General features: G+C 72.6%; 23 protein-coding genes and 2 pseudogenes. 16 read left to right on the top strand and 9 right to left on the bottom strand.

Features of this window, described 5'->3' with window-relative positions; translation table 11 throughout:
- The first annotated feature begins 138 nt into the window (after nucleotides 1–138).
- The 3 genes from ACFU3E_RS32325 (at nucleotide 139) to ACFU3E_RS32315 (ending at nucleotide 4,919) form a co-directional block, all read left to right on the top strand.
- On the top strand, nucleotides 139–1,509 hold the full coding sequence (locus ACFU3E_RS32325; RefSeq protein ID WP_384166327.1) for a maltokinase: 1,371 nt from the start codon (nucleotides 139–141) through the stop codon (nucleotides 1,507–1,509).
- 3 nt (nucleotides 1,510–1,512) lie between these two features.
- Nucleotides 1,513–3,720, top strand: a complete 2,208-nt coding sequence (gene glgB, locus ACFU3E_RS32320; RefSeq protein WP_384166324.1) for a 1,4-alpha-glucan branching protein GlgB — start codon at nucleotides 1,513–1,515, stop codon at nucleotides 3,718–3,720.
- 110 nt (nucleotides 3,721–3,830) lie between these two features.
- Nucleotides 3,831–4,919 (top strand): glutamate--cysteine ligase, encoded by a 1,089-nt coding sequence (locus tag ACFU3E_RS32315; protein ID WP_384166321.1) that lies wholly within the window; start codon nucleotides 3,831–3,833, stop codon nucleotides 4,917–4,919.
- Between the two features lie 27 nt (nucleotides 4,920–4,946).
- Here the strand turns inward: ACFU3E_RS32315 and ACFU3E_RS32310 are convergent, their stop codons facing one another.
- Complete coding sequence (locus ACFU3E_RS32310; RefSeq protein WP_384166318.1) at nucleotides 4,947–5,180, bottom strand: DUF6480 family protein; 234 nt, start codon at nucleotides 5,178–5,180, stop codon at nucleotides 4,947–4,949.
- Nucleotides 5,181–5,332: 152 nt separating this feature from the next.
- Between ACFU3E_RS32310 and ACFU3E_RS32305 the strand changes: the two genes are divergently transcribed.
- Nucleotides 5,333–7,231: an AMP-dependent synthetase/ligase gene (locus tag ACFU3E_RS32305; protein ID WP_384166315.1), complete on the top strand. Its 1,899-nt coding sequence runs from the start codon at nucleotides 5,333–5,335 to the stop codon at nucleotides 7,229–7,231.
- A 117-nt stretch (nucleotides 7,232–7,348) separates the two neighbouring features.
- The gene (locus ACFU3E_RS32300) at nucleotides 7,349–7,783 is read left to right on the top strand and encodes an ATP-binding protein (RefSeq protein WP_384166312.1); all 435 of its coding nucleotides are present in this window, start codon (nucleotides 7,349–7,351) and stop codon (nucleotides 7,781–7,783) included.
- A gap of 38 nt (nucleotides 7,784–7,821) precedes the next feature.
- On the opposite strand, the gene ACFU3E_RS32295 is transcribed toward ACFU3E_RS32300, so the two are convergent.
- The gene (locus ACFU3E_RS32295) at nucleotides 7,822–8,193 is read right to left on the bottom strand and encodes a PRC-barrel domain-containing protein (RefSeq protein WP_384166309.1); all 372 of its coding nucleotides are present in this window, start codon (nucleotides 8,191–8,193) and stop codon (nucleotides 7,822–7,824) included.
- 349 nt (nucleotides 8,194–8,542) lie between these two features.
- Between ACFU3E_RS32295 and ACFU3E_RS32290 the strand changes: the two genes are divergently transcribed.
- The 9 genes and pseudogenes from ACFU3E_RS32290 (at nucleotide 8,543) to ACFU3E_RS32250 (ending at nucleotide 18,329) form a co-directional block, all read left to right on the top strand.
- On the top strand, nucleotides 8,543–8,944 hold the full coding sequence (locus ACFU3E_RS32290) for an STAS domain-containing protein (protein WP_384166306.1): 402 nt from the start codon (nucleotides 8,543–8,545) through the stop codon (nucleotides 8,942–8,944).
- Between the two features lie 259 nt (nucleotides 8,945–9,203).
- Nucleotides 9,204–10,091 carry an STAS domain-containing protein gene (locus ACFU3E_RS32285; RefSeq protein ID WP_384166303.1) on the top strand — a complete coding sequence of 296 codons (888 nt, stop codon included), beginning with the start codon at nucleotides 9,204–9,206 and terminating at the stop codon, nucleotides 10,089–10,091.
- Nucleotides 10,088–10,507 carry an STAS domain-containing protein gene (locus tag ACFU3E_RS32280; protein WP_384166300.1) on the top strand — a complete coding sequence of 140 codons (420 nt, stop codon included), beginning with the start codon at nucleotides 10,088–10,090 and terminating at the stop codon, nucleotides 10,505–10,507. Before ACFU3E_RS32285 ends, ACFU3E_RS32280 begins: the two co-directional genes overlap by 4 nt.
- Nucleotides 10,507–10,947 carry an anti-sigma regulatory factor gene (locus ACFU3E_RS32275; RefSeq protein ID WP_384166333.1) on the top strand — a complete coding sequence of 147 codons (441 nt, stop codon included), beginning with the start codon at nucleotides 10,507–10,509 and terminating at the stop codon, nucleotides 10,945–10,947. The genes ACFU3E_RS32280 and ACFU3E_RS32275 overlap by 1 nt, the downstream gene beginning before the upstream one ends.
- Nucleotides 10,947–11,330, top strand: a pseudogene (locus ACFU3E_RS32270) (ATP-binding protein); the annotation flags it as partial. The gene ACFU3E_RS32275 and the pseudogene ACFU3E_RS32270, both read left to right, overlap by 1 nt.
- A 393-nt stretch (nucleotides 11,331–11,723) precedes the next feature.
- A pseudogene (locus tag ACFU3E_RS32265) lies at nucleotides 11,724–12,578 on the top strand (SpoIIE family protein phosphatase); the annotation flags it as partial.
- Entirely contained in the window at nucleotides 12,575–14,302 is a 1,728-nt protein-coding gene (locus tag ACFU3E_RS32260; RefSeq protein ID WP_384166298.1) for a PP2C family protein-serine/threonine phosphatase, read from the top strand. The pseudogene ACFU3E_RS32265 and the gene ACFU3E_RS32260, both read left to right, overlap by 4 nt.
- A 217-nt stretch (nucleotides 14,303–14,519) precedes the next feature.
- A complete protein-coding gene (locus ACFU3E_RS32255; protein ID WP_384166295.1) occupies nucleotides 14,520–15,890 on the top strand; it encodes an NAD(P)/FAD-dependent oxidoreductase in 1,371 nt (456 codons plus the stop codon).
- A gap of 195 nt (nucleotides 15,891–16,085) precedes the next feature.
- Nucleotides 16,086–18,329 carry an FUSC family protein gene (locus ACFU3E_RS32250; protein WP_384166292.1) on the top strand — a complete coding sequence of 748 codons (2,244 nt, stop codon included), beginning with the start codon at nucleotides 16,086–16,088 and terminating at the stop codon, nucleotides 18,327–18,329.
- A 31-nt stretch (nucleotides 18,330–18,360) separates the two neighbouring features.
- Here the strand turns inward: ACFU3E_RS32250 and ACFU3E_RS32245 are convergent, their stop codons facing one another.
- The 6 genes from ACFU3E_RS32245 to ACFU3E_RS32220 all read right to left on the bottom strand — a co-directional run bounded on the left by ACFU3E_RS32245 (nucleotide 18,361) and on the right by ACFU3E_RS32220 (nucleotide 22,548).
- Nucleotides 18,361–18,795: a hypothetical protein gene (locus ACFU3E_RS32245; RefSeq protein ID WP_384166290.1), complete on the bottom strand. Its 435-nt coding sequence runs from the start codon at nucleotides 18,793–18,795 to the stop codon at nucleotides 18,361–18,363.
- Nucleotides 18,796–18,823: 28 nt separating this feature from the next.
- Nucleotides 18,824–19,660, bottom strand: a complete 837-nt coding sequence (locus tag ACFU3E_RS32240) for a DUF1206 domain-containing protein (protein ID WP_384166287.1) — start codon at nucleotides 19,658–19,660, stop codon at nucleotides 18,824–18,826.
- Nucleotides 19,661–19,795: 135 nt separating this feature from the next.
- A complete protein-coding gene (locus tag ACFU3E_RS32235) occupies nucleotides 19,796–20,647 on the bottom strand; it encodes an ANTAR domain-containing protein (RefSeq protein ID WP_384166284.1) in 852 nt (283 codons plus the stop codon).
- 113 nt (nucleotides 20,648–20,760) lie between these two features.
- On the bottom strand, nucleotides 20,761–21,018 hold the full coding sequence (locus ACFU3E_RS32230; RefSeq protein WP_384166281.1) for a DUF5133 domain-containing protein: 258 nt from the start codon (nucleotides 21,016–21,018) through the stop codon (nucleotides 20,761–20,763).
- 31 nt (nucleotides 21,019–21,049) lie between these two features.
- Nucleotides 21,050–21,913, bottom strand: a complete 864-nt coding sequence (locus ACFU3E_RS32225; RefSeq protein WP_384166278.1) for a SigB/SigF/SigG family RNA polymerase sigma factor — start codon at nucleotides 21,911–21,913, stop codon at nucleotides 21,050–21,052.
- A gap of 200 nt (nucleotides 21,914–22,113) precedes the next feature.
- Nucleotides 22,114–22,548 carry an ATP-binding protein gene (locus tag ACFU3E_RS32220; RefSeq protein ID WP_384166275.1) on the bottom strand — a complete coding sequence of 145 codons (435 nt, stop codon included), beginning with the start codon at nucleotides 22,546–22,548 and terminating at the stop codon, nucleotides 22,114–22,116.
- Between the two features lie 271 nt (nucleotides 22,549–22,819).
- Between ACFU3E_RS32220 and ACFU3E_RS32215 the strand changes: the two genes are divergently transcribed.
- Nucleotides 22,820–23,041 (top strand): hypothetical protein, encoded by a 222-nt coding sequence (locus tag ACFU3E_RS32215; RefSeq protein WP_384166272.1) that lies wholly within the window; start codon nucleotides 22,820–22,822, stop codon nucleotides 23,039–23,041.
- A gap of 617 nt (nucleotides 23,042–23,658) precedes the next feature.
- Nucleotides 23,659–24,114, top strand: coding sequence for a cyclic nucleotide-binding domain-containing protein (locus ACFU3E_RS32210; RefSeq protein ID WP_384166269.1), 456 nt, complete (start codon nucleotides 23,659–23,661; stop codon nucleotides 24,112–24,114).
- 291 nt (nucleotides 24,115–24,405) lie between these two features.
- Here ACFU3E_RS32210 and ACFU3E_RS32205 read toward each other — a convergent pair whose 3' ends face one another.
- A complete protein-coding gene (locus tag ACFU3E_RS32205; protein ID WP_384166266.1) occupies nucleotides 24,406–25,023 on the bottom strand; it encodes a LysE/ArgO family amino acid transporter in 618 nt (205 codons plus the stop codon).
- Nucleotides 25,024–25,049 lie beyond the last annotated feature (26 nt).

Here is a 25,049-nt window from a genome sequence, read left to right as displayed (position 1 = left end):
TCCGCTTCCCCGCCATCGGCGAGCTGCCGTACCTGCTGACCCTCGGGGGCCACGGCTTCTACTGGTTCAGGCTCACTCGAGTCGCATCCCGCATCGGCCGGCGACTGTGAGCCTGCGCCGACGAAAGGAGGCGTGACCATGCCGAAGACCGCATCCCTCCGCCCGGACCTCCCGCGCCTTGCCGAGCCCATGGAGTCGCTCGGCGGGCTGCTGCGCGACTGGCTGCCCCGGCAGCGCTGGTTCGCCGGCAAGGACCGGCCCGTCACGGAACTCGGTCTGCTGTCGATGACCGAGCTCTTCCCGGGCTGTCTGCATCTGCTGGTCCACGCCGGTCACGCCGGCCACACGGGCGTGCCCTCGCCCGGCGGGGCTCCCCCGGCCGGCGACTGCTACCAGCTGCTGCTCGGCGTCCGGGAGCAGCCGTCGCCGCGGCTGGGGCGGGCGCTGATCGGGCGGGTGCAGGACGGGCCGCTGGCCGGACTGACGGTCTACGACGCGCTGCACGACCCCCGCTCGGCCCAGCTGCTGCTGGACCGGCTGCGGCACCCGGGCACCGCGGGCCCCCTGCGCTTCGACTGCGCCCCGGACCAGCGGGTGCCCGCCGGGCTGGTGCCGCGGCTGCTGGACGCCGAACAGTCCAACTCCTCGCTGGTGTACGGCGACGAGTACATCCTGAAGGTCTTCCGGCGCATCCAGCCGGGCGTCAACCCGGACCTGGAGGTGCCGGGCGCGCTGGCCCGTCAGGGCTGCCACCGCGTGCCCGCCCCCGTGGCCTGGTTCCAGACGAACCACCCGTTCAAGGCCACCCTCGGCGTGCTCCAGCCGTATCTGCGGGACGCCTCCGACGGCTGGACGCTCGGGCTGCACGCGCTGGCCGCCGGGGACGACTTCACGGTCCAGGCCCGGGCGCTGGGCGCGGCCACGGCGGAGGTGCACCTCGCGCTGGCGTCGGCGTTCCCCGTCGGCGGACCCGGGGAGAACGGGCAGACGGCGGCCGCGATGGTCGAGCGGCTGGACGCGGCCGCGCACTGCGTGCCCGCGCTGCAGCCCTTCGTGCCGGGTCTGCGGACCGCGTTCGCCGCCCTCACCGGCTGTGACCCCGGACCTCCCGCGCAGCGCATCCACGGCGATCTGCACCTCGGTCAGGTGCTGCGGGCCGGGCGCGAGTGGTTCGTCATCGACTTCGAGGGCGAGCCGTCCCGGCCGCTCTCGGAACGACGCAGCGCCCACTCCCCCGTGCGGGACATCGCCGGGATGCTGCGTTCCTTCGACTACGCCGCCCGGCAGCGCCGCCCCTGGCGCCCGCAGTGGGCCCGCCGCTGCCGCGAGGCCTACTGCGCGGGCTATGCCGCCCGCGCCGGCTGGGACCCGCGCAAGAAGCACGGACTGCTCCGGGCCTATGAGACGGACCGGGCCGTGTACGAGGTGCTGTACGAGGCACGGCACCGCCCCGACTGGCTGCCTGTACCGATGGCGGCGATCGAGCGCCTCGCTGTGAGAGGAGACTGAGCCGTGGCCCTGCGAGACACCTCAATCCCGGAGCCGTCAGGCCCGGTCCCGAGCACGACCGCGCCCGCACTGAGTCCGGAGGACCGCGGACGTCTGCTGGCGGGTGCCCACCACGATCCGCACGCGCTGCTGGGCGCCCACCCGGTGCCCGGCGGGGTCGCGTTCCGGGCACTGCGCCCCTTCGCCCGCGCGGTGAGCGTGGTGATCGGCGGCAGGCGCACGGCCCTCGTCTCGGAGGGTGACGGCCTCTTCTCGGGCGTGCTGCCGCTGGACGCGGTCCCCGAGTACACCCTGCACGTGGCGTACGAGGAGGGCGATCAGGAGACGCACGACCCGTACCGTTTCCTGCCCGCGCTCGGCGAGCTCGACCTGCACCTGATCCGCGAGGGACGGCACGAGGAGCTGTGGCAGGCGCTCGGTGCGCAGCCCATGACCCACGAGGGCGTCACCGGCACCCGGTTCACCGTGTGGGCGCCGAACGCGCAGGGCGTGCGGGTCGCCACGGACTTCACCCACTGGGACGGGACGCAGTTCCCGATGCGTTCCCTGGGCGCGTCCGGCGTGTGGGAGCTGTTCCTGCCTGGCGTCGGCGAGGGCACCGCGTACAAGTTCGAGATCCACTCCCGGTACGGCCGGCGCTTCCTCAAGGCCGACCCGATGGCCCGTCGCTGCGAGGAGCCGCCCAACACGGCGTCGATCGTGACGGCCTCGCACTACGAGTGGGGCGACACCGAGTGGATGGCGCATCGCGCCGACACGCCGGTGCACGAGGCGCCCATGTCGGTGTACGAGGTGCACCTTGCCTCCTGGCGGCCGGGGCTGACCTACCGGCAGCTCGCCGAGGAACTCCCGACGTACGTCAAGGACATGGGCTTCACGCACGTCGAGCTGATGCCGGTCGCCGAGCACCCCTTCCACGGGTCCTGGGGTTACCAGGTCACGGGGTTCTACGCTCCGACGGCCCGGCTCGGGACTCCGGACGACTTCCGGTTCTTCGTCGACGCCTGCCACCGGGCCGGCATCGGCGTGATCATGGACTGGGTGCCGGCGCACTTCCCGAAGGACGACTGGGCGCTGGCCCGGTTCGACGGGGAACCGCTGTACGAGCCCGGGGACGACCGGCGCGCGGAGCACCCGGACTGGGGCACGTACGAGTTCGACTTCGGCCGCACCGAAGTGCGCAACTTCCTGGTCGCGAACGCCGTGTACTGGTGCGAGGAGTTCCACATCGACGGGCTGCGCGTGGACGCCGTCGCCTCGATGCTCTACCTCGACTACTCGCGCGAGGACGGCCAGTGGGAGCCCAACGCCTACGGCGGCCGGGAGGACCTGGCGGCCATGGGATTCCTGCAGGAGATGAACGCGACCGTGTACCGGCGCGCTCCCGGCGTGGTGACGATCGCGGAGGAGTCCACCGCGTGGGGCGGGGTGACCCGGCCGACCGACACCGGTGGGCTCGGCTTCGGGCTGAAGTGGAACATGGGCTGGATGCACGATTCGCTGGAGTACATCGCGCACGAGCCGGTGCACCGCAAGTACCACCACCACGAGATGACGTTCTCGATGGTGTACGCCTACAGCGAGAACTACGTCCTGCCGATCTCCCACGACGAGGTCGTGCACGGCAAGCAGGCGCTGGTGTCGAAGACGCCCGGCGACTGGTGGCAGCGGCGCGCCACCCACCGGGCCTACCTCGGCTTCATGTGGAGCCACCCCGGCAAGCAGTTGCTCTTCATGGGGCAGGAGTTCGCGCAGGGAGCCGAGTGGTCGGTGGAACACGGCCCGGAGTGGTGGCTGCTCGACGACGGCTACCACTCGGCGGGCGACCACCGGGGCGTGCGCGACCTGGTCCGCGACCTGAACACGGCATACCGGGCGACTCCGGCGCTGTGGCAGTGCGACACCCGCCCGGAGGGCTTCCGGTGGGTGGCGGTGGACTCGGCCGACGACAACGTCTTCGCGTTCCTCCGCTACGACGGCGAGGGCAATCCGCTGCTGGCGGTGTCGAATTTCTCCCCCGTCGTCCGGCAGGACTACGGCCTGTGGGTGCCGGGTGAGGTCGTCGCCTGGGAGGAACGTCTCAACACCGACGACACGCGCTACGGCGGCGGCGGCGTCACCAACCCGGAGCCGGTCAAGCCGGAGGACGGCCGGGTCCGGATCACGCTGCCCCCGCTCGCCACGGTGTGGCTGACGCCGTTCGCCGCGTGAAGTCCTGCCGGCCCGCCAGGTGTCCTACCGCCTGAGCGGGGCACTGGGGGTCGTACCACCGGGAGCACCCGGTGGTACGACGCGGCAGGGCACAGAAGGGCAGGCATCAGGTGCGCACCGTGGGAGTGGAGGAGGAACTCCTCCTGGTCGATCCGGAGACCGGGGAACCGCGGGCGCTGGCCGCAGCGGTACTCGCCCGGGCGGAGAAGGACGACGCCGATCAGGACGTGTTCGAGAAGGAACTCCACGAGCAGATGCTGGAGTTCGCCACCCATCCGCAGTCGTCCATGGAGAGCCTGCGCGCGGAGATCGTCCGCTGCCGCAAGGAGGCCGCCCGGCACGCGGAGGAGATCGGCTGCACCGTGGCGGCGCTGGCCACCTCGCCGCTGCCGGTCAGCCCGGCCGTCGGAGTCAACCGGCGCTACCAGTGGATGGAGGAGCAGTACGGCATCGCCACCCAGGAGCAGCTCGTGATGGGCTGCCATGTGCACGTGTCCGTCGAGACCGACGAGGAGGGGGTCGCGGTCGTCGACCGGCTGCGGCCGTGGCTGCCGGTGCTGAGGGCGATCAGCGCGAACTCGCCGTTCTGGCAGGGCAAGGACACGGGGTACAACAGCTACCGCAGCAGGGTGTGGGGGCGCTGGCCGTCGGCCGGTCCTGTGGAGATCTTCGGCTCGGCCGAGCGGTACCACCGTCTGATCTCGGACATGGTGGCGACCGGCGTCATCCTCGACGACGGGATGATCTACTTCGACGCGCGGCTGTCCCAGCAGTACCCGACGGTGGAGATCCGGGTCTCGGACGTCTGCTTGCACTCCGGCACGGCCGCGCTGATCGCCACCCTCGTCCGCGGGCTGGTCGAGACGGCCGCGCGGGAGTGGCGGGCCGGCCGGGAGCCGCTCGGCCACGGTGTCAGTCTGCTGCGGCTGGCCGACTGGCAGGCCGCCCGCTCCGGCCTTTCGGGCGAGTTGCTGCACCCCGAGACCATGCGGCGCATGCCCGCCAAGGCCGTTGTCCGTGCCCTGCTGGACCATGTCGAGGAGGCCCTCGCGGGCACCGGTGACCTGGAGCGGGCCCGGGCCGCCTGCGACGAGCTGCTGCGGGAGGGCAACGGCGCCCAGGTGCAGCGTGCCCTGATGGAGCGCACGGGAAGTCTGCGGGACGTCGTCACCGAGTGCGTCCGCCACACGCAGGCGTGAGGCGTCCCGTCCGTTCCGGGCCGGGGCTCAGAGGATCAGGACGAGGGCGTAGGCCAGGAAGAACGCCGCGATCAGCACCGCGAGGACGATGATCACGGTCAGTGGCGCCTTGGCCCAGCCCTTGGGCGGGTTGTGCGTCTCCCGGGGCAGCGTCTCCGGCATGCTGCTCTCCGCGGGTGGGGTCTCGCCCGGCGGTACACCGCCGCCGGGTTCCAGACCGGGGGTGCGTTCGGGTTCGGGATCGGGGCTGATGTGAGTCATGCCGTCCGGGTCCCCCGGTCACCCCGAGATCATCAGGGGATTCCACTTCCGTATTTTCCGACCCCGAAGGGTCCCGACTCGACTACATTCGAGCACCGCCGATGACGGTACCCGTCGGCAACGTCACACCCCGTACACGTCAGGAGCAGTGCATGCGCGACCTCGCCCTCGCTCCCCCGGCCGTTGCGCCCCTGACCGGCGGGCTCGCCGACAGCGTCTTCGAGACGGCGGACCGGGAACCGACCCGCCCGATGCTCGCCCGCCGCGCCGACCCGGCCTCCGCGGCCTGGGAGGAGGTGACGGCGATCGAGCTGCGCGACGAGGTGGTGGACGTGGCCAAGGGACTGATCGCCTCGGGGATCGCGCCGGGCCACCGCGTGGCGATCATGGCGCGCACCCGGTTCGAGTGGACGGTCCTGTGCTACGCCTTGTGGGCCGTGGGCGCCGAGGTCGTCCCGGTCTACCCGACGTCGTCACGCGACCAGGTGGAGTGGATCCTGCGGGACGCCGGGTGCGTGGCCGTGGTGGTCGAGGACGAACAGGGCATCATGACCGTCGGCTCGGTGTGCGCGTCGCTGCCCCTGCTGCGCCACGTCTGGCAGCTGGACGCGGGCGCGCTCGCCGACCTGACGGTACGCGGCGAGTTCATCCCGCTCGCCACGGTCGACTCGATGCGCCGCATCGTGCTGCCGGACTCGACGGCCGTCATCGCCTACACCTCCGGCACCTCCGGCCGTGCCATGGGCTGTGCGCTCAGCCACCGCAACCTGGCCGGCCCCTGCGACACGCTGCTGGCGGGCTGGGGACACACGGCGGCGCCGCGCGGGGAGCAGGGCTCCGTGCTCGCGTTCCTGCCCTTTTCCCATGTGTACGGGCTGATGATCCAGGGGCTGTGCGTGCGCGGCGGGCTGCTGATGGGGCACCAGGCCGATCTGAGCGGGGAGGCGCTGTCGTCGGCGCTGCGCTCGTTCCGGCCCACGTACCTCTACGCGGTCCCGTCGGTCCTCGAGAAGATCTACAAGAACTTCCTCCGCACGGCTCAGCAGAGGGGGCACGGCGGACTGTTCGAGCGGGCCGCGGAGACCGCCCGGGACTTCGCCGCGGCCCTGGAGCGTCAGCGGCTGGGCCGCGGCCGCGGGCCCGGCTTCGACCTGCGGCTCCAGCACGCGCTGTACGAGCGCACGGTGTACCGCAGGCTGCGGGCGGCGCTGGGCGGACGGGTGCAGCGGGCGACGTCGGGCGGTTCCCCTCTCAGCCGCGATCTGTCCCTCTTCTACGAGGGCATCGGCATCTACGTGCACGACGGCTACGGCCTGACGGAGACCGCCGGCGGGGTGACGATGCAGCCGCTCGGCCGGGAGAAGTCCGGGACGGTCGGACAGGCCCTGCCGGGCATGGAGATCCAGGTGGCCGAGGACGGGGAGATCCTGGTGCGCGGCCCGTCGGTGTTCCAGGGGTATGTGGGCGACCCGGCCGCCACCCGGGCCGCGCTGCGCCGGGGGTGGCTCGCCACCGGGGACCTGGGACAGCTGGACTCGGAGGGCTATCTGACGATCACCGGCCGCAAGAAGGACATCATCATCACCAGCAGCGGCAAGAGCGTCGCCCCGCTGGCCCTGGAGCAGCGGCTGCGGATGCACCCGCTCATCCACCAGGCGGTGGTCGTGGGGGACAACCGGCCCTGTGTCGGCGCGCTGATCACGCTGGATCCGGAGTTCCTGGCGCACTGGCGGGCCGGGCTGGCGATGCAGGGCGAGATGCGGGAGGCGCGGGAGGAGAACGCGCTGCGGGAGGAGGTCGCGCGGGCCGTGGCCGCGGCCAACAGCGTCGTGTCGCCATCGGAGTCGATCCGGGTGTTCCGGGTCCTGCCGGAGGCGTTCGACGTGGCCAACGGGCTGCTGACGCCGTCGATGAAGCTGCGCCGGGACGAGATCGTGCGGCACTACGCTTCCGAGATCGACGCGATGTACCGGTCCCGCAGGCGTCCCGGGCGGCCGAGCAGCCCGGATGAACCGCCGAATTGGGACGATTCGGACAACGTGTTCCGCTGAGCGTGCGGCCGGACGCGTAGGCCTGTCCCGGTCGGGAACACGCAACAGTGGCGACGCAAGAGAAAGGACGACAGCCCTGACGACAGCCCTTGCTGACGCCCGGGCCGGAAAGGCGATATGTCAACCGAGCCGCGTGGGGACGACGCCCTGACCTCCGAGGAGATCCCGAGCCGCACGAACAGCTTCGTGGGCGAGCCGCATGACGTGACCGGTGCGCGGCTGGCCGCGGAGGAGTTCCTGCGTGATCTGGCACGCTCCTCCCCGCCCTCTGCCCCCGAGTACTGGGACGACATCCTGCTGGTGGTGACGGAACTGGCCGCCAACGCGGTCCAGTACGCCCCCGGCCCGTTCGCGTTGCGGATGCGCCGGACGTTCGACGGGGTGCACGTGGTGCTGCACGACACCAGCACGACGGAGCCCGCCCCACGCCCCTTCGATCCACGCAGCGGCGGCGGGGGCATCGGGTGGCACCTGATCCACACGCTGTGCGACCAGGTCAGCGTGGTGGCCGACCACCGGGGCAAGGACGTGCACGTGTTCCTGCCCTGGTGAGCCGGGAGCGTCACGGGCGCGAAGCGCCCGTGACCGGCTCAGGCCGAGGCCGTCTCGCGGGGTGGCAGCCGGCCGTAGTAGTCACCCACGGCCCGCAGGTACTCCCGGTCCCGGGTCTCGCTGTCGGTCTGGAAGCGGGGCGCCGCCTTGGCGTCCCCCCTGCTGCAGGCCAGTGTGACCTTCCTCCCCTGTATGTCGATGCCGGTGACGACTCCGGCCGGTACCAGGACGCTGCGGCCGAACACCCAGACGCCGGTGTCGACGACCAGGTGCCGCATGTCGTGCGGGGCGGCCTCCCGGTCCACGTGCCCGATCGTGCCGTCGGTCGCAGCGACGGCGAAACCGGTCAGGTCCTGCCCCTCACTGTGACCGCTGTCCGGCGCGTACGACCAGATCCTGTCGATGGCCACGCTGCTCCATCCTCCCTGGCGATGCGCGGATCGCCCTTCCTCCGGCGAGCGCCTCGCGCCCGCCCCGTTCCACACCAGCAATTACCCTCCTGCCGCAAGCGCATTCGGCGCACACACCTGCTCCCGCACGCGACTTCCGGCGGCCGCTCCCGACGATGTCCGGCCGAGGGGGCATGGAGGGCGGTTTCCGGGGTAATCGCGGGGGCGCGGTGACATCCGAAGCCCGTCAGTGAAGGGAGGCGCATGAGAAACGGCATTCGAGTCCGGAGAACGACGACCGGGATCCCCTCGCACCGCGGTCATCCCCAGAGGTGACCAGCCCAGGCCGTAGCACTTGTTGGAGGTATCCGTGCCCCTCGCCCAGAACCCGCTGTCCGTGGAAGTCGAACTGCCCCGGGAGGACGTGGCCCTGATCACGGTCGACGGCTACCTGGACGTCGACACCGCGACCGAGTTCCAGGCCCATCTGGCCAACCAACTCCACCACGGCCGACGGCACTTCCTGCTCGACCTCTCGTCCGTGCCCTTCATGGACTCGTCCGGGATGAACATCATCCTGCGGGTGTACCAGGAGACCCGTAAGACCGAGGGCAGCGTGCACGTCATCAGCCCGGCGCCGGCCGTGCGGCGCATCCTCGATCTGACCGGCGTCAGCATCACGGTGCCGATATCGGAGAGCGTCGACGAGGCCCTGACCCGTGCCGACGAAGGGCCGCACCATCCCGAGGAGGCCGGGGAACAGAGCCTCTGACGGTCCGGGTGCCCCCTCGGGCACGGCACCGGTGACCATGGGCGCCCGGTGCCCTCGCTCCGCCCCGCCCGAACGACGGCTCACCCGTCACACGCCGACGGCGCCAACCGCCGTTTCCCTGAACCGGATCGCTTGCACCGGAGCAGGTGTCGTACGAGGTCGGCGCATGGTTAGAGTTGTCGCCCGGCAAGTGTCACATCGCCGTCTCGTTGCCAGAAGCGGGCTCGGTCGACGCAACGCGGATGAGGAGAGAACCCAGGTGCCGGAGCACGAAGCGGACGGACAGCTCGCCACGCCCACCCATGAGGTCAGGGACTTCCTGTACCGCCGGCGTGAGCAGATCGCCCAGCGGTGGGCGGACGAGCCCTTGTTCCGCACCGTGTTCACCGTCTCGCGCGACGAGGCGGTGGAGGCGGGCAAGGTCGTCGTGGACGCGCTGGCCCAGGTGGCCGACTCGGAGCAGGTGGAGGACCCGGACTCCGCGGGATTCAGCGGCGTGCGCGAGCAGCTGGCCCGGATGGGAGTGGCCCGCTCCCGCGCCGGGCTGTCCAACACCCAGGTCTCCAGCGAGCTGGCCGCCCTCCGGCCGCCCGTGGAGAACCTGCTGGCGGCCGATCTGGAGCAGGCCCCACCCGAGCACCTGCGGGCCTGTTCGACCGCGCTGACGGTGCTGATGGGCACCCTGCGGCTGGTGGCCATGCAGACGGCGCTGAGCGAGTGGCAGGCGCTCAGCGACCGGCAGCGGCTCCAGCTGATGGAGGTGGCCACGCCCGTCATCCGGCTGTGGGACGGCGTCGTGGCCGTGCCGCTCATCGGGACGCTCGACAGCGCCCGCAGCCAGATCGTCATGGAGACGCTGCTGAACGCCGTCGTCGAGCAGCACGCGCGGTTCGCGATCCTCGACATCACCGGGGTGCCGACGGTGGACTCGCTGGTGGCGCAGCACCTGATGAAGACGGTCGCCGCGGCGCGGCTCATGGGCGCGCAGTGCATCGTCTCGGGCATCCGCCCCGCCATCGCGCAGACCATCGTGCATCTCGGCCTGGACCTGGACGTGATCACCCGAGCGAGTCTCGCCGACGCACTCGGGTACGCGCTGCACGAGCTCGGCGCGGACATCGTGAACCCGGGTGCGGGTCAGCGGTGAACGACGCGTACCCCCGTCCCGTGACCGGCCACGTGCCGGTCCTCAGGCTCGGCAACGTCCTGCTGGTCACACTCCAGGGTGACCTGCACGACAGCACGGCGCAGCAGCTCCAGCAGGATCTCGCCGAGACCATCTCCCGTACCGGGGTGCGCGGGGTCCTCATCGACATCTCCGGCGTGGAGATCGTCGACTCCTTCCTCGGCCGGGTGCTGGCCGAGATCGCCGCGCAGGCCAAGCTGCTGGCAGCACGCACCGTGGTGGCCGGGATGCGTCCGGCGGTCGCCATCACCCTGGTCGAACTGGGTCTGACGCTGCCGGGGCTGAGCACCGCGCTCAGTACCGAGGCGGGCATGGAGCTCCTCGCGCGGCGGGCACCGGTGCCCCGTCCCGGCAGCCCGCGTCAGGAGAGTCCGTGATGCACACCGCCGCGGGCGTGGAGGCCTGCCTGCCCATCCGGTCGGACATGGACCTGGTATGGGTGCGACAGCATGTACGGCAGGCCGCTGCCCGGCTCGGCTTCGGCCTGGTGGACCAGACCAAGCTCCTGACCGCGGCCAGCGAGCTGGCCCGCAACACCCTGGTGCACGGCGGCGGCGGACAGATGGAGGCGACGCAGGTCGGCAGGGCGGGTGCGCAGGGGCTGCGGCTGGCCTTCACCGACGAGGGGCCGGGCATCACCGACCTGGACCAGGCCCTGACCGACGGCTACACCTCCGGCGGCGGTCTCGGGATGGGGCTGAGCGGCGCACGGCGTCTGGTGCACGACTTCGACATCGAGACCACGCCGGGCTCGGGCACCACGGTCCGGGTGACCTGCTGGGTGGGTCGGCCGCCGCGCCCGCGCGAGGAGGTCTGATGCCGCGCGTGTGGGACGTGCCGGTGCGCGACTCGACCCGGGTGCGCGACGCGCGGGTCGCCGCGGAGGGCGCTGCCGCGCAGGCCGGTCTGGACGAGCGGCGTACCGCGGCGGCCGCGCTGGTCGCGACCGAGCTCGCCACGAACCTGCTGAAGCATGCCGAGGGTGGTCAGGTGCTCATCGACGTCGTGGCCCCGCCCGTTCTGCGGGAGGGCCGGGAGGAGCCCCGGGTGGTGCAGATCGCCGCGATCGACCACGGCCCGGGCATCACCGATGTGCCCGCGGCCCTGCGCGACGGCTTCTCCACGTCCCGCTCGCTCGGCGCGGGCCTCGGCACGTGTCTGCGCCTGGCCGACGACTTCGCCCTGCACAGCGTCCCCGGACGCGGCACGGTCGCGGTCGCCCGCGTGAGCGCGACGCCCCGGGGCGGTGAGGCGGCGGTGCGGTCCGACGGCAGGGTTTCCGCCGGCGGACGGTGGCCGGGCGGCGAACCGCCGTTCGGCACGGTGGCATGCGGTGGCCTGACGGGCCACGCGGCGGTGTCCGCAGGTACGCCGGGAGCCGCGGAACAGGCCCGGGGCGCCGCCGGTGGTTCCGCACCCGCGGCCGGCCGTGCGCAGGGGACCGGGCAGGGGCCGTACGGAGCGCCGGGCCACGATCTGCCGGGCTCCGGCACGCCGGGAAGCCGGCCCGGCCCCCGGGCGACACCGGTCCACGGCCTCGCGGACGCCGGCGCATCCCGGACCGGCCCGGCCTCCCTGACGACACCGGCCCAGGGCCCGGCAGACGCCGTCACGCCCGGTACCCAGACCGGTCCTCGGACGGCGCCGGCCCACCGCCCGGCCGGCACCGGGGCGTGCGGCCGCCACACCGGTCACCAGGCTCCGCCGGCCCACGGCCCGGCGAACGCCGCGGCCACCGGAAGCGGCGCGGAGACGAAACCGCAGGACCACAGCGCGGCGCCTGCCCGCGGCCTGCCGAACCCCGGGGCCGTCACACACGACCGTTCCTCGCCGGTCCCCGGCGTGCGGGCCGGCGGGGTGAACATCCCCTACGGCGGAGCCGAGTACTCGGGAGACGCCTGGGCCTGGGTCCGGGCGGGAGACCGGGTGACGTTGATGCTGGCGGACGGGCTGGGGCACGGGCCGGAAGCCGCGCGGGCCTCGTCCGCCGCGGTCGCGGCGCTGCACCGCTGGGCCCACCTCTCCCCCGCCGAGTCGCTGGGGCGGCTGCACGATGCGCTGAAGAGCACGCGGGGCGCGGCCGTCGCCCTGGCCCAGGTCGACCTGTCGGCCGGGCGGCTGCGGTTCGCCGGCATCGGGAACGTGGGGGCGCGGCTGCGCACCTCCGGCACCTGGAACCCCCTGCTGTCACGGCCCGGCATCGTGGGGCTCCACCGGCCGGCCACTCTCCGTGAGGAGGAGGCCGACTGGACGGACGACCCGCTGCTGATCCTGCACACCGACGGCCTGCCCAGCCGCTGGGCCCCACCGTCCGGCCCCGGGCTGCCCGCGGCCGACCCGGCCGTGACGGCCGCCGTGACGATACGTGACGCCAGCAGTCCCGCCCGGCCGGTGCGGGACGACACCGCCGTGGCCGTGCTGACCTCGACCCCGCCGGAACGCCCATGATGCGCACTTGGCAGATCACCACCGTCACCGACGCGGCCCGCGCCCGCATCTCCCTGGCGCGCCTGGCCGCCGCGTACGGCATGCCCACCGTCGAACGGACCCGGCTCGCCGCCGCCCTCAGCGCCCATCTGCGGCAGTGCCTCACCAAGGGCGGCACCTGGCGGCTCACCATGGACCTGGCGGGCTCCCCCGCCGAGGAGGGGCTGCTGCACGTCGTGGTGACCCCGTCGCCGGAGGCGTGCGCCGCCGGGAAGCCGCTCTGGGAGGTCACGGTCCCCTGCCCCGAGACGGCCGAGGCCGCCGAGGACGGCACCGTGGCCGACGACCCCGCCGCCCTGTCGGAGGCCCTGCTCGGCGCCGACGAGGACACGGCCGTGGTGCTGGACAAGCTCACCGAGCAGGAGAACCTGGTCTCCTTCCACCGCGAGGAGCTCCACCAGACCAACCAGGGCGTCCTGGCCCTGCACGCCGAGCTGGACGCGGCCGGGCGGGCCCAGCGCGAGGCCTTCGCCGCCGAGCGCAGCGCCCGCAACGAGGCGGAGAGCGCCCGGCGCAGGCTGACGTTCCTCGCGGACGCGAGTGCCGTGCTGACGGCGTCGCTCAACCACGAGGAGATCGTGCGCCGGCTGCCGGACCTGCTGGTGCCGGAGTACGCGAGCAGCGTCGACGTGTGGCTGTTCGACCACGAGGAGGACAGACACCGGTCTGCGCCGCATCCGGCCGCCGCCGTGGTCGCGGCCCGGACCGGGCGGCCCCAGTACGCCGCCGACCACCCCGGCAACCTGCCCGGCGTCGAGGACCAGCCGCCGTCGGCGCTGGATCCCGGCCGGCCACTGCTGTGTGTGCCGCTGCCGACGCGACGGGCGCCGCTGGGGGTCCTCACTCTGTCGCCGCCCGGTGCCCGCTGGGACCCGGACGACGCGGTGATGCTGATCGAGCTCACCCGGCGGGCCAGCATCGCGATCGACAACGCCCGGCGCTTCGAGCACAACCGCGACATCGCCGAGACACTGCAGCGCGCCCTGCTGACGGATCTGCCCGCCACGCCGGGCCTCAGCCTGGCCGCGCGGTATCTTCCGGCCACCCACGGGCTGAACATCGGCGGCGACTGGTACGACGCCTTCCCCCAGCGGGACGGCGGTCTCATCACCGTCATCGGCGACGTGACCGGACACGGTCTGCACGCGGCGGTCATGATGAGCCAGCTGCGCACCGCACTGCGGGCGTACGCCGTCGACGGCGACAGCCCGGGCCGGCTGCTGACCCGGCTGCACCGGTTCCTGCACCATCTCCAGCCGGACCTGTACGCCACCGCCGTCATCGCCCGGTTCCACCCGGACGAGCCCACGCTGACCTGGGCCGCCGCCGGGCATCCGCCGCCGGTGCTGCGCCTGCCCGACGGCACCGTGCGCACCCTCGACGCCAAACCCGGCGCGATGCTCGGCATCCCGCTCACCCAGGAGATCGCCGACCACACGGAGCAGCTGGCGCCCGGCTCGACCCTCGCGCTGTACACGGACGGGCTGGTGGAGCGGCGTGCGCAGGGCATAGACCCCGGCATCGATCGGCTGGCCACGGCACTCGGCGGCTTTCGCTCCGCGGATTTGGACGCGGACCTGGAGGGCTCGGCGGACCGGCTCCTGCATCCGCTGCTGAGCGATTCCGAGCGGGACGACGACGTGTGTCTGCTGCTGTGTCATTTCCAAGGCCGCGCCGGATCCTGACGGCGGGTCCGGCAGGCCGGGTGTGCACGCGTTCTTCACTCCCGCCTGGTGCTTTTCGGCCACGGTGCGGGCATGGTGGTGATCGACGCGTTCGTCTGCCTGCCGTGTTGGACTGGCGTACCGGAGGGACACACGGTGGGATCGAAAGGGTGCGAACCACCGATCCAAGGGCAGTCGGAAGGCGTTCGAGGCAGACCGCCTGGAGCCGCAGAAAGGGATGAACACCGTGACACGACCCAGGATCCTGGTGGTTGGCGCAGGCTTCGCCGGCGTGGAGTGCGTCCGCCGTCTGGAACGGAAACTCTCCCCGGACGAGGCCGACGTCACGCTGGTGACGCCGTTCGCCTACCAGCTCTACCTGCCGCTGCTCCCCCAGGTCGCCTCCGGCGTGCTGACGCCGCAGTCGATCGCCGTCTCCCTGCGCCGCAGCAAGAAGTACCGCACGCGGATCATTCCGGGCGGCGCCATCGGAGTGGACCTGAAGTCCAAGGTCTGCGTCATCCGCACCATCACCGACGAGATCGTCAACGAGCCGTACGACTACATCGTGCTGGCGCCCGGCAGCATCACCCGGACCTTCGACATCCCGGGGCTCACGGACCACGCGTTCGGGATGAAGACGCTCGCCGAGGCGGCGTACATCCGTGACCACGTGATCTCGCAGCTGGACCTGGCCGACGCGAGCCAGGACCCCGTCGAGCGGGCCTCGCGGCTGCAGTTCGTGGTGGTCGGCGGCGGTTACGCGGGGACCGAGACCGCGGCGTGCCTGCAGCGGCTGACCCACGCGGCGGTCAAGCGCTACCCGCGGCTGGACCCGGGTCTGATCAAGTGGCATCTGATCGACATCGCGCCGAAACTCATGCCGGAGCTGGGCGACAAGCTCGGCAGCAGCGCGCAGGAGATCCTGCGCCGGCGGGGCATCGACATCTCCCTGGGCACCTCCATCGCCAAGGCGGGCCCCGAGGAGGTCACCTTCACCGACGGGCGGGTGGTTCCGACCCGCACGCTCATCTGGACCGCCGGGGTCGTCGCCAGTCCGCTCATCGCCACGCTCGGCGCGGAGACGGTCAAGGGGCGGCTCGCGGTCGCCCCCGAGATGAACCTGCCGGGCGACGACGGGGTGTTCGCGCTCGGCGACTCGGCCGCCGTGCCCGATCTGGCCAAGGGGGACGGGGCCATGTGCCCGCCCACCGCGCAGCACGCCCTGCGGCAGGGCAGGCACGTCGCCGACAACGTCATCGCGTCACTGCGGGGCCAGACGCTGAAGCCGTACGTCCACAAGGACCTCGGGCTCGTCGTCGACCTCGGCGGCACCGACGCGGTCTCCAAGCCACTGGGCATCGAACTGCGCGGGCTGCCCGCCCAGGCCGTGGCCCGCGGCTACCACTGGTCGGCACTGCGCACCAATGTGGCCAAAACGCGGGTGATGACGAACTGGCTGCTCAACGCGGTGGCCGGTGACGACTTCGTGCGGACCGGGTTCCAGGCCCGCAAGGCCGCTCGGCTGAAGGACTTCGAGTACACCGACGCCTATCTGACGCCGGAGCAGGTGCGGGCGCAGGTCGAGGGGTCCGGCCTGCCGGACTAGTGCCGCACAGTCCCGTCGTCCGCCGGAGGGCGGGGCCCCGCGGCATCTGGTGCGTGCGAGCGTGCGTGCCCGGCGTCGCGGGGCAGGCGGGACCGTGCGGACACCGCTCAGGACCGGGCCGGAGGGGAGTGCCCGCTCGTGGCATGTCATGCTGAGATACGGATCTTGGTGTGAGTCGGGAGAGAGTGCGGCGGCGTGAGGGCAGCGGGACGCGCGGTGCGGGCACGGCTGCGGGACCGGATCGCGGCGTCCGACCCCGGACTGCTGCGTCTGACGGCCGGGTTGCGGACGGTCGGCGCGATCGCCCTGACCCTGGCCGTGCTCTCCCTGCTGGGCGCCGATGTGCACCTCCTGGTGGCGGGGGCCATGGCGGCGATGGTCGCCACCTTCGCCATCCGGGAGAAGCAGCCGGCCGCGCAGGCCGTGACCCTGGCGCTGGGGCTGCCGGTGGCCCTGGCCTCGCTGTCCCTGGGCGCGGTGCTCAACGCGCGTCTCGTCGTCGGTGACGCCTTCTTCGTCGTCCTGATCTTCTGCGCGGTCTACGGCCGCCGGTTCGGCGACCGGGGCACCGCGCTCGGACTGATCGGCTTCCAGGTCTACTTCCTGTCCCTGTTCGTCGGTGCCACCGTCGCCACGCTGCCCGCGCTGTGCGGTGCCATGGCCGTGGCGTTCTGCTCCAGCGCCCTGATGCGCTTCGCGATCGTGCCGGCGACGCCCACGGGTGTCCTGCTGCGGATGCGGCTGGCCTTCCGCGCGCGGCTGGCCCAGCTGGTGTCCGCGCAGCTCGGACTCCTCGACGCCCCCGCCGACGAGATGGACAAGGCGCTGGAGGCCGTACGCGAGGGCACCGCGCGACTCCACGAGACGGCGATGATGATCCAGGACCGGCTGGAGGAGGGCACCCCGGACGAGTCGGCGGCACGGCTGGTGCAGCGCAGGATCGCGGACGCCGAGGTCGCCGCCGAGCGGCTCGGCCTGCTGCTGCTGTCCGCCCGCAGCGCCGAACGGGCCGACACGCTCACCCTGCACCTGCCCGGCGCACCCGCCCCGTCGGTGGCCGGGCCGGCCGTGCCGGACGAGACGGGTGCCACGCTCCACCGCGATCTGCAGGCGCTGCACGCCCTGGTGCTGCGGGCGGGCAGCGGCGAGACGGGCACCGGGCTGGCCCATGTGCGCAACCGTCTCCTCGGCTACCGGGACGAGGAGAACCTGCCGCCGGCGTCGGCCGCCGTCCAGGACGTCTTCCGCGGCATCGGCGAGTCGGCCCGCGCCGTGCTCGGGCTGCGGATCGCGCTGGACGGCCCGCAGGACGAGTCGGACGACACCCCCGCGACGGCCCGCTCCCGCGAGGAACTGGACGCCGAGGACGCCGCGATCGACGGTGGCGGCGAGGAAGCGGCGCAGGAGGAGCAGACAGGGCTGCGCCGACCCACCACGCGTGCGGCCGTGCAGGTCGCCGTCGGGTCCTCACTGGCCATCGTGGGCGGAGAGCTGCTGTCCACGCAGCGCTGGTACTGGGCGGTGCTGACGTGCTGGATCGTTTTCCTCAACACCGCGTCGACGGGCGAGATCCTGGTGAAGGGCTACCGGCGGCTGCTGGGGACGGTGTTCGGCGTGGTGGCCGGCATCGTCCTGGCGGGGCTGGTGGGCCGGCACACCTGGACGGCGTTCGCCCTGGTCCTGGTGCTGATCTTCGCGATGTTCTACACGGCGCCGCTGTCGTACACCCTGATGTCGTTCTTCGTCACCGCGATGCTGGGGCTGCTGTACACGCTGCTGCACACCTACAGTCTCGACGTGCTCGTGCTGCGGATCGAGGAGACGGCGCTCGGCGTGGCCTGCGGGGTGGTCGCGGCGGCGCTGGTCCTGCCGGTGCAGACCGATCGCCGTACGAACGAGCTGCTCGGCACCGTGCTGGAGCGGCTGGCCGAGGTCACCGAGGCCGCGGTCGGCCAGCTCAGCGGCGGGCCGGCGGACGACCTGCTGGACAAGGCGCGCGACCTGGACCAGGCGCTGGCCGATTTTCGGGCCGCGACCCAGCCGCTGATCCACCCGGTCACACCGCTGCGCACCCGGCGCCACACGGCCCGGTACGTGGTGGCCCTGCTGGAGACGTGCGCGTATCACGCGCGGACGCTGGCGGCGACCGCCGAGCTGCTGCCCACGCATCCCTCGATCGCGGCGGACCCGCGGCTGCGAGGGGCCGCCGGGCGCACGGTACGCAACATCGAGACCATCGCGACCCGGGTGGCCGACGAGCACGCGGACGTGCAGGCCGAGACCGGGCCGAGCATCGCCTCCCTGCTGGGGTCCGACGCCGGCACACCGCGTTACGGCCGCATCACCGACCGCGTGCTGCGGCATCTGGAGCGGCTGGACGAGGCCGTGGTGGGCCTGGCCCGGCCGCTGGGCGTGCCGGTTGCGGCACCCAAGGGGTGAGAGGCGCCCCGGGGGCGAGAGGCGCCGCCCGTCAGAAGTCCGTGGGCAGCCCGCTCACCTCTGCGATGCCCCGAAGCTCCTCGGTCTGCTTGTGCCGGTCCCGGATGTAGTCGGCAATCTCCCCGAGGCGGATCGGGTCGGACGCGGTGGTGGCGTCCGTGACGATCCTGACCGGGCCGGTGTCGTCGACGTCGAGTTCGACCACTTCGTTGTCCAGGCGGCCGGTGACGGCGGTGGCGATGACGAGGGCCACCTCGTCACGGACCTCCTGGGGCAGTTCGTCGTCGGGGCCGGAGTCGAGCGCGAAGTCGAGGCTGGACAGGCGTTCCTCGTCGATCGCCTCGAGGACCGGTTCCACCGCGCGCATCAGGAGGCGGTAGTCCTCCGTGTCCATCCGGATGCGCAGGAGGTCCAGGTACACGTCCACGGGCCGGCCGTCGCCATGCGGAATCTCGGAATCGCTCATTGGCTTCGTGTTCCCCACAGGACGCGGCTCAGACGCGTCGCCACCGGGCCATGGCGAAGGAGAACACTCCGAAGAGCACCAGCCCGGCCGCGACGCAGACCAGCAGCCAGGGGCCGAGCGGGGTGCCGGCGAAGGTGCGCAGGGTGTCGTCCAGGCCCTTGGCCTTGTCGGACTCGTAGGCGATGGCGGCGCGGACGGCGAAGACCCCGGCCACCGCGAACACCAGCCCGCGGGCGGCGCCGCCGGCGACGCCGGTGACGTCCACCAGCTGCCGCATCCGGTGGCTCATCTGTCCCAGCCGGAGCTTGTCGTGGTACTTGCGCAGCACCGCGCGCACGCCGATCCAGCCGCCGGCGGCGATGACCGCGAGCCCGGCGGCACCGACCAGCCACTGGCCGGCGGGTATCTCCAAGGCCCTGGCCGTGGCGTCCCGGGACTGCTGGTCGCTGGATCCGCCGCTCTGGTGGCGGCTGGCCGCGAACGTCAGCACCGAGTAGGCGACGAAGACGTAGAAGGCGAAGCGGACCGTCGCCATCAGCCGCTTGCGTGCGCTGCGGCCGTCCTTGCCGACGGAGCCGAAGAGCGCCTCGGACAGCCGCCACAGGGCCATGCCCACGAGCCCGATGCCCAGCGCCCACAGCAGCAGCGCGCCGAACGGCTTCTGCGCCAGTTCCTGCAGGGCTCCCCCGCGGTCGGCCTGCCGGCCGGTGTCGCCGAAGGCGATCTGCAGGGCCAGCGCTCCGACGAGCAGATAGATCACGCCCCGGGCGGCGAACCCCGCCCGTGCCGCCCACTCGGTCACCGAACCCCGGGCCATGCGCCGGGCCCGGAACCGACCGCTCTGTGCCATCGCACTCGTGTTCATGTCGACCTCCCGGCAGTCCGGATGCCCCGGGTCGGCGTTCACACACCCTCCCCAGCCCCCGGACCAGGGGGTTCCGGTTTCTTGCGGGGCGTGGTGTCTCCCCAGCGGCACGCAGGTGTCACGTCCGTGACCGGCTCAGGACCGCCGGAACCTCGATCCTCGACCGGCGCGGCCGAGGGCGTGCAGGTACTCCAGGGCGTCCAGGACCACCGTGCGGTCGTGCCAGGCGAGCCAGCGGCCGGCCTGGCCGCCCACCGCGTCGAGGGCCTTGCTCTGGGCCGTCGTCAGTCCGTTCAGGGGCCGGTCCAAGTGGGCCGAGACCATGCCGACGCACCGCCCCGACTCGGTCGTCAGCGGCACGCTGTGGCAGGCCCTGCTGCCCGCCGCGAGGATGGCCCGCCGGGCCGGTTCGGTGAACACCGGGTCGCTCTCCACGTCGCGCACGGTGACCTGGGCGACGTCCTGGGCGGCCCGGGCGCACGAGGTGCCGTCCTCGCCGACGTGGGCGAAGAAGTCGACGAAGTCGGCCGTGAGGCCGGTGTGCTGTTCGATGCGCAGACCTCCCCGCGCGGGGTCGGTGAGCTGCACGTTGCCCATGTCGGTGCCGACCACTGCCAGGGTGGAGTCCAGCACGGCCCGCAGGACGGCACCACGGCTGCCGGCCCCGGGCCGGTGCGCCCGCATGAAGGTCAGGTCGGGTTCCGGCCCGCGGACGCGCCGCGGGAACCACAGCGTGTCCGGCTCGTCGGGCCGCGGTGCGGTCACCAGGACGCCGGCCAGCGTGCGCAGCTTGACGTTGTACCGCTGGGACGCCCGCTGCATCAACGCGAAGCCGCTCTCCCCGTCCGGGAGCGCGTACCGCTCCTGCACGATGCCCTGCGCCTGCGAGATCAGTGGGTGGACGCGCGCCCGGGCGCGCAGGTCGCGCACCTCGGCTCGCAGGCGCTCCAGCTCGTCGTCGGCCGTTGCCCGCCCGGCTGTGGACATGGGACTCCCAGGGTCTCGGTGACATGACGCGAACGGGCCCGGCCGCGGCTTCCGCCGTCGGCCGGGCCCTCGTTCTGCCTCGCCTTCCCCCTCGTGTCAGTGGCACACGCGCGTCAGGCGGGCTCCGTGGCCGGCATGCGCTGTCCGGCCGCCGGCACAGCAGGCTCGCGGGCCGGTGCGGCCGCGAGCCACCGGTGAGCGGCTTCCAGGGCGCGCTTGACGTCCCGGGTGCCGGTGGACACGCACAGGGTGTACGCCAGGTCGCGGGCCCGTGGATTCAGCTCCGCCGGTCCGCGGGCGGCCTCGGCGGCCGCCAGGGCCTCGTACTCGTCGACGAGTCTGCGCAGCACGGCGGGGTGGGGCCTCAGCATGGGTCGTTCGCTCCTCGCGGGGTCGGAATGGTCAGGCCGTCGTGAAGGGGCCGCCGCTCCCCCGGGTGCCCGTCCGCTGCCCCAGGACCTCGTCGCGCACACGGGCGCAGCTGCGGCTGATGAGGCGCGAGACGTGCATCTGGGAGATGCCGAGGTGGTCGGCGATACGGCTCTGGGTCATGTCCTCGAAGAAGCGCATGTAGAGGATGGCCCGTTCGCGTTCCGGCAGCCGGCGCAGGCCTTCCTTGGCCGACTCGCGGTCCACGACGACGTCGTAGGAGGAGTCGGCGGCGCCGAGGGTGTCCGCGAGGCTGTAGCCGTCGTCGTCGGCCGAGAGCTCGGCGTCCAGCGACAGGGTGCTGAAGCTGTCCAGGGCCTCGAGCCCGGCGTTGACCTCTTCCTCGGTCAGGCCGGTGTGGGTGGCGAGGGCCGCCACGGAGGGCTCGGGGCTACCCGGGTTCTGGGTGAGTTCACGTCGTGCCACCCGCACCTTGTTGCGCAGCTCCTGCACACGGCGGGGGACCCGCAGGGCCCACATGCGGTCCCTGAAGTGCCGCTTGACCTCGCCGGTGATGGTGGGGACGGCGTAACTCTCGAAGGCACCCCGGCTCGGGTCGAACCGGTCGATGGCCTTGACCAGGCCCAGTGCGGCGACCTGCCGGAGGTCCTCGATCGACTCTCCGCGGTCGCGGAAGCGGCCGGCGATGCGGTGGGCCATGGGCAGCCACAGGGTGACCAGTTCGTCGCGGACGGCCTCCCGCTCGGGACCCTCTTCCAGCTCCGCCATCCGGGCGAAGAGGGCGGCGGTGTCGGGGGCGTCGTCGTGACGCCGCCGGGAAGCGGGGGTCGTCGTTTCGGGCGTGCCGGGACGATGGGTGGGCGTTTCGATGAGCATGCGGATTCGCTCCTGAACGGTGGTTTCAGGGACTGACCGCGGGAAGATCGCTGCCCGGAACGCCCGGAGGGCCTCCGGGGCAGTCATACCGCTCCCGCTGGCGCGCCTCCGGTCCGAAGCACGAAACTGCGTCTGCCCTGCCCCTGGTGGAACAAACTCCGCTTTGCTGTGCAATCTGTCGGGCGCAGACTCACGGGTCTTCAGGACAGGGGTACGACGGCGGTGATGCACTTGCCCCCGGCGGGCAGGTCCGACACCCGGATGTCGCGGGCGAGCCGGCAGACGATGGGCCAGCCGTGGCCGCCGTGCCGCATCCGGCCGTGCGGGTCGGTGCGTGGCACGGTCACGGGCAGCGCGTCACTGCCGTCGCTCACCGAGACGCGCACACCCGGGCCGTCGACGTCGACCTGGAAGTCGGTGACGCCGCCGCCGTGCAGGATCGCGTTGGTCGTCAGCTCCGAGACGACGAGCAGCGCGTCGGACAGCGCGTCCGTGTCGCACGGGGTGTGGGTGGCCCGGCAGCGCTCGGCCACGGCCCGCTCCACCGCCCGGCGCGCCTCGGCGGGTTTGCACGGCCGGGCGCGGTGGGCGCCGGGCGGCTCGAATACGGGTTCGATCATGTGCTCGTCGCACATTCTGCAGCTCCCTGGCAGCACAGACGGAAAACCGGGTCCGGACCGCGCTCCGCGGCCGCCCGCACGGGCCTGCCTGGGGCCCGCGGACCCACTGCTCGCTTCGACCTGTCGCGGCGTTCGGGACGAACACCGCACGAGCGCCGCGGTCCTGCTCTTCGGCTCACCTCTCCCCGCACCTGCAAACCTCCGGTCCGGCCGGAAGACGCGAAAACACCTCGAACGGCCGTGGGCCGGGTGCCATTTCCGTGCGCCGGGCGGGTACGCGGTGTGCATGACCGATGTGGTGGATTCGGACGAGTTGCTGCGGCGCATCCAGCGTGCGAGGGAGTGCGCGGTGCAGGAAGAGCGGGCCTGGCGGACCAGGAGCGAGGAGCTGCATGCGACCGACCCGCAAGGGGCTCGGGACGCGACCGTGCGGCGGATGTCCTACGAGGCGGTGCTGCGGGTGCTGGACGAGATCGTGACTCCGGGCAAACACGGCCCGGAGGACTGACCGGGCGGGGGCCGGCGCCCTGGTACGACCGGATCGCCGGGGCACACGCCGGGAACCCGGCGCACAGGACGGCGACATGCACCTGCCCGACCCCGAGGACCCGGGACCGGAGACGGTCCGGGTGCTCATGCGGTGACCCGGACGTGAAACAGGTCACGCAACCCGGCCTCGGGGACGCACACAGCTCCTAGATGGTTTACGGTTCATCCATACGTGGTGCCGGAGTCGACCCCTCGTCCTCCGCGCATCACCGCTTACGGCCCTGGCTGGTCTCCCCCGTCCAGCCAGGGCTTTTTCATGCCCGGACAGCCTGCCCGAAGAAGTCCCGTACGCCGAGGTGCCCAGGGCCCCGCCAGCGGCTGAAATGGGCTTAGGGGCCCTTTCACTATGAGCGCCCGATCAGGTCGCGTGGTCTGGTGCCGTGCATCGCAGGGCGCCGGAGAGCCGTCGATGGGGGTGCCCCCTGCTCGAGCGAAGGCGAGAGCTCGGGCGAGGAGCCACCAGGGCTTCTCGGCAACGCGGCGAGGCGCGGTGCCAGGCCGCGCGACCCGGGCGGGCATAGTGAAAGGACCCCCTAGGGACAGCACCGCAGTCGACCGCCCGGCGAGGAGCTCCGCATGACCAAAGCGATCAAACTCCTGACCGCCCTGCCTCCGCCCCAGCGGCAGCGTCTGATGACGCTCGCCCGGGAGGTGTCCTTTCCCGAGGACGCCCGGATCTTCGAGGCGGACGGCACGGCCGACCGCTTCTGGATCATCCGCTCCGGCGCCGTCTCCCTGGACCAGCAGGTGAGCTCCCTGCAGCGGGTGACCGTGGCCAGCCTCGGCGCGGGCGACCTGCTCGGCTGGTCGTGGCTGTTCCCGCCCTACACCTGGGACTTCGGCGCGGTGGCGTTCAGCCCGGTGCGGGCCTACGAGTTCGACGCGGCGGCCGTGCTGGGGTTGTGCGAGGAGGACCCGGAGCTCGGGCTGATGCTCGTGCGGAACGTCGCCGAGGTGCTCGCGCACCGGCTGGAGATGACCCGGGGCAAGCTGATGGAGCAGTACACGCTGCACCGGCGCGGAGCCCTGTGAGACGTCAGACCCGGTAGCGCCGCAGCACCGGCGCGGCGGCGGCCAGTACCAGCATCACCGCGACGACCAGGAGTCCGCCGCCCGCGACGGCGGCGCGGGGGCCGAAGGCGGCAGGCGCGGGTGCCCATGGCCCAGCGCCGCCGGCCGCGCCGCCGTGGCTCCTTCGACTCGGGCTCCCGCCGTTCGGTCGCGCTCTCGCTCGCGTCCACGCGCCGCTTCCTCGGTGCTCGCCACATCTCTCGGGTGAGGATCACTGTCGCACCAGCCGAAGCGCGCCCCGCAGGCGAGGTGTCAGCTGCCGAGGACGAGTACGGCGCCGAGCACGATCATGGTGACGGCGACCAGGCCGTCCAGGACGCGCCAGGCGGCGGGCTCGGTGAGGAAGCGGCCGAGCATACGGGCTCCGAACCCGAGGGCGGTGAACCAGCACAGGCTGGCCAGCACCGCGCCGAGACCGAACGTCCAGCGCAGCGAACCGTGGCCGGCGGCGACAGAGCCCAGCAGGAACACGGTGTCGAGGTAGACGTGGGGGTTGAGCCAGGTCATCGCCAGGCAGGTGAGCACCGCCCGGCGCACCGATCCGGCCGCCTCGCCCTCCGTCCGCAGCGCGCCGCCGTCCGGCCGGAACACCCGGCGGGCGGCCAGGGCGCCGTAGCCCAGCAGGAACGCGCCGCCGACCCAGCCGACCACCGTCAGGGCGCCCGGCCACCTCACCACCACCGCGCCGACCCCGCCGACCCCGAGCGCGATGAGCGCGGCGTCGGACAGGGCGCAGATCCCGACGACGGCGAGAACGGCCTGGCGGCGGATCCCCTGGCGCAGGACGAAGGCGTTCTGGGCGCCGATGGCGACGATGAGGGACAGTCCGGTGCCGAAACCGGCGGCGCCGGCGGTGAAGGTGCTGGTCATGGCGTCGACGCTACGGACACGCCCAG

This window comes from Streptomyces sp. NPDC057424, from assembly GCF_042803315.1.
Classification (GTDB): domain Bacteria; phylum Actinomycetota; class Actinomycetes; order Streptomycetales; family Streptomycetaceae; genus Streptomyces.
Note: the sequence above shows the minus strand (reverse complement) of the source record. Positions and strands in the feature narration are given on the sequence as shown.

Coding starts and splice junctions, on each gene's coding strand:
- ACFU3E_RS32205 (WP_384166266.1), bottom strand. CDS start 25,023: ATGACCAGCACCTTCACCGCCGGCGCCGCCGGTTTCGGCACCGGACTG.
- ACFU3E_RS32245 (WP_384166290.1), bottom strand. CDS start 18,795: ATGAGCGATTCCGAGATTCCGCATGGCGACGGCCGGCCCGTGGACGTG.
- ACFU3E_RS32230 (WP_384166281.1), bottom strand. CDS start 21,018: ATGCTGAGGCCCCACCCCGCCGTGCTGCGCAGACTCGTCGACGAGTAC.
- ACFU3E_RS32225 (WP_384166278.1), bottom strand. CDS start 21,913: ATGCTCATCGAAACGCCCACCCATCGTCCCGGCACGCCCGAAACGACG.
- ACFU3E_RS32260 (WP_384166298.1), top strand. CDS start 12,575: ATGATGCGCACTTGGCAGATCACCACCGTCACCGACGCGGCCCGCGCC.
- ACFU3E_RS32215 (WP_384166272.1), top strand. CDS start 22,820: ATGACCGATGTGGTGGATTCGGACGAGTTGCTGCGGCGCATCCAGCGT.
- ACFU3E_RS32325 (WP_384166327.1), top strand. CDS start 139: ATGCCGAAGACCGCATCCCTCCGCCCGGACCTCCCGCGCCTTGCCGAG.
- ACFU3E_RS32220 (WP_384166275.1), bottom strand. CDS start 22,548: ATGTGCGACGAGCACATGATCGAACCCGTATTCGAGCCGCCCGGCGCC.
- ACFU3E_RS32255 (WP_384166295.1), top strand. CDS start 14,520: ATGAACACCGTGACACGACCCAGGATCCTGGTGGTTGGCGCAGGCTTC.
- ACFU3E_RS32275 (WP_384166333.1), top strand. CDS start 10,507: ATGCACACCGCCGCGGGCGTGGAGGCCTGCCTGCCCATCCGGTCGGAC.
- ACFU3E_RS32300 (WP_384166312.1), top strand. CDS start 7,349: ATGTCAACCGAGCCGCGTGGGGACGACGCCCTGACCTCCGAGGAGATC.
- ACFU3E_RS32235 (WP_384166284.1), bottom strand. CDS start 20,647: ATGTCCACAGCCGGGCGGGCAACGGCCGACGACGAGCTGGAGCGCCTG.
- ACFU3E_RS32210 (WP_384166269.1), top strand. CDS start 23,659: ATGACCAAAGCGATCAAACTCCTGACCGCCCTGCCTCCGCCCCAGCGG.
- ACFU3E_RS32305 (WP_384166315.1), top strand. CDS start 5,333: ATGCGCGACCTCGCCCTCGCTCCCCCGGCCGTTGCGCCCCTGACCGGC.
- ACFU3E_RS32240 (WP_384166287.1), bottom strand. CDS start 19,660: ATGAACACGAGTGCGATGGCACAGAGCGGTCGGTTCCGGGCCCGGCGC.
- ACFU3E_RS32310 (WP_384166318.1), bottom strand. CDS start 5,180: ATGACTCACATCAGCCCCGATCCCGAACCCGAACGCACCCCCGGTCTG.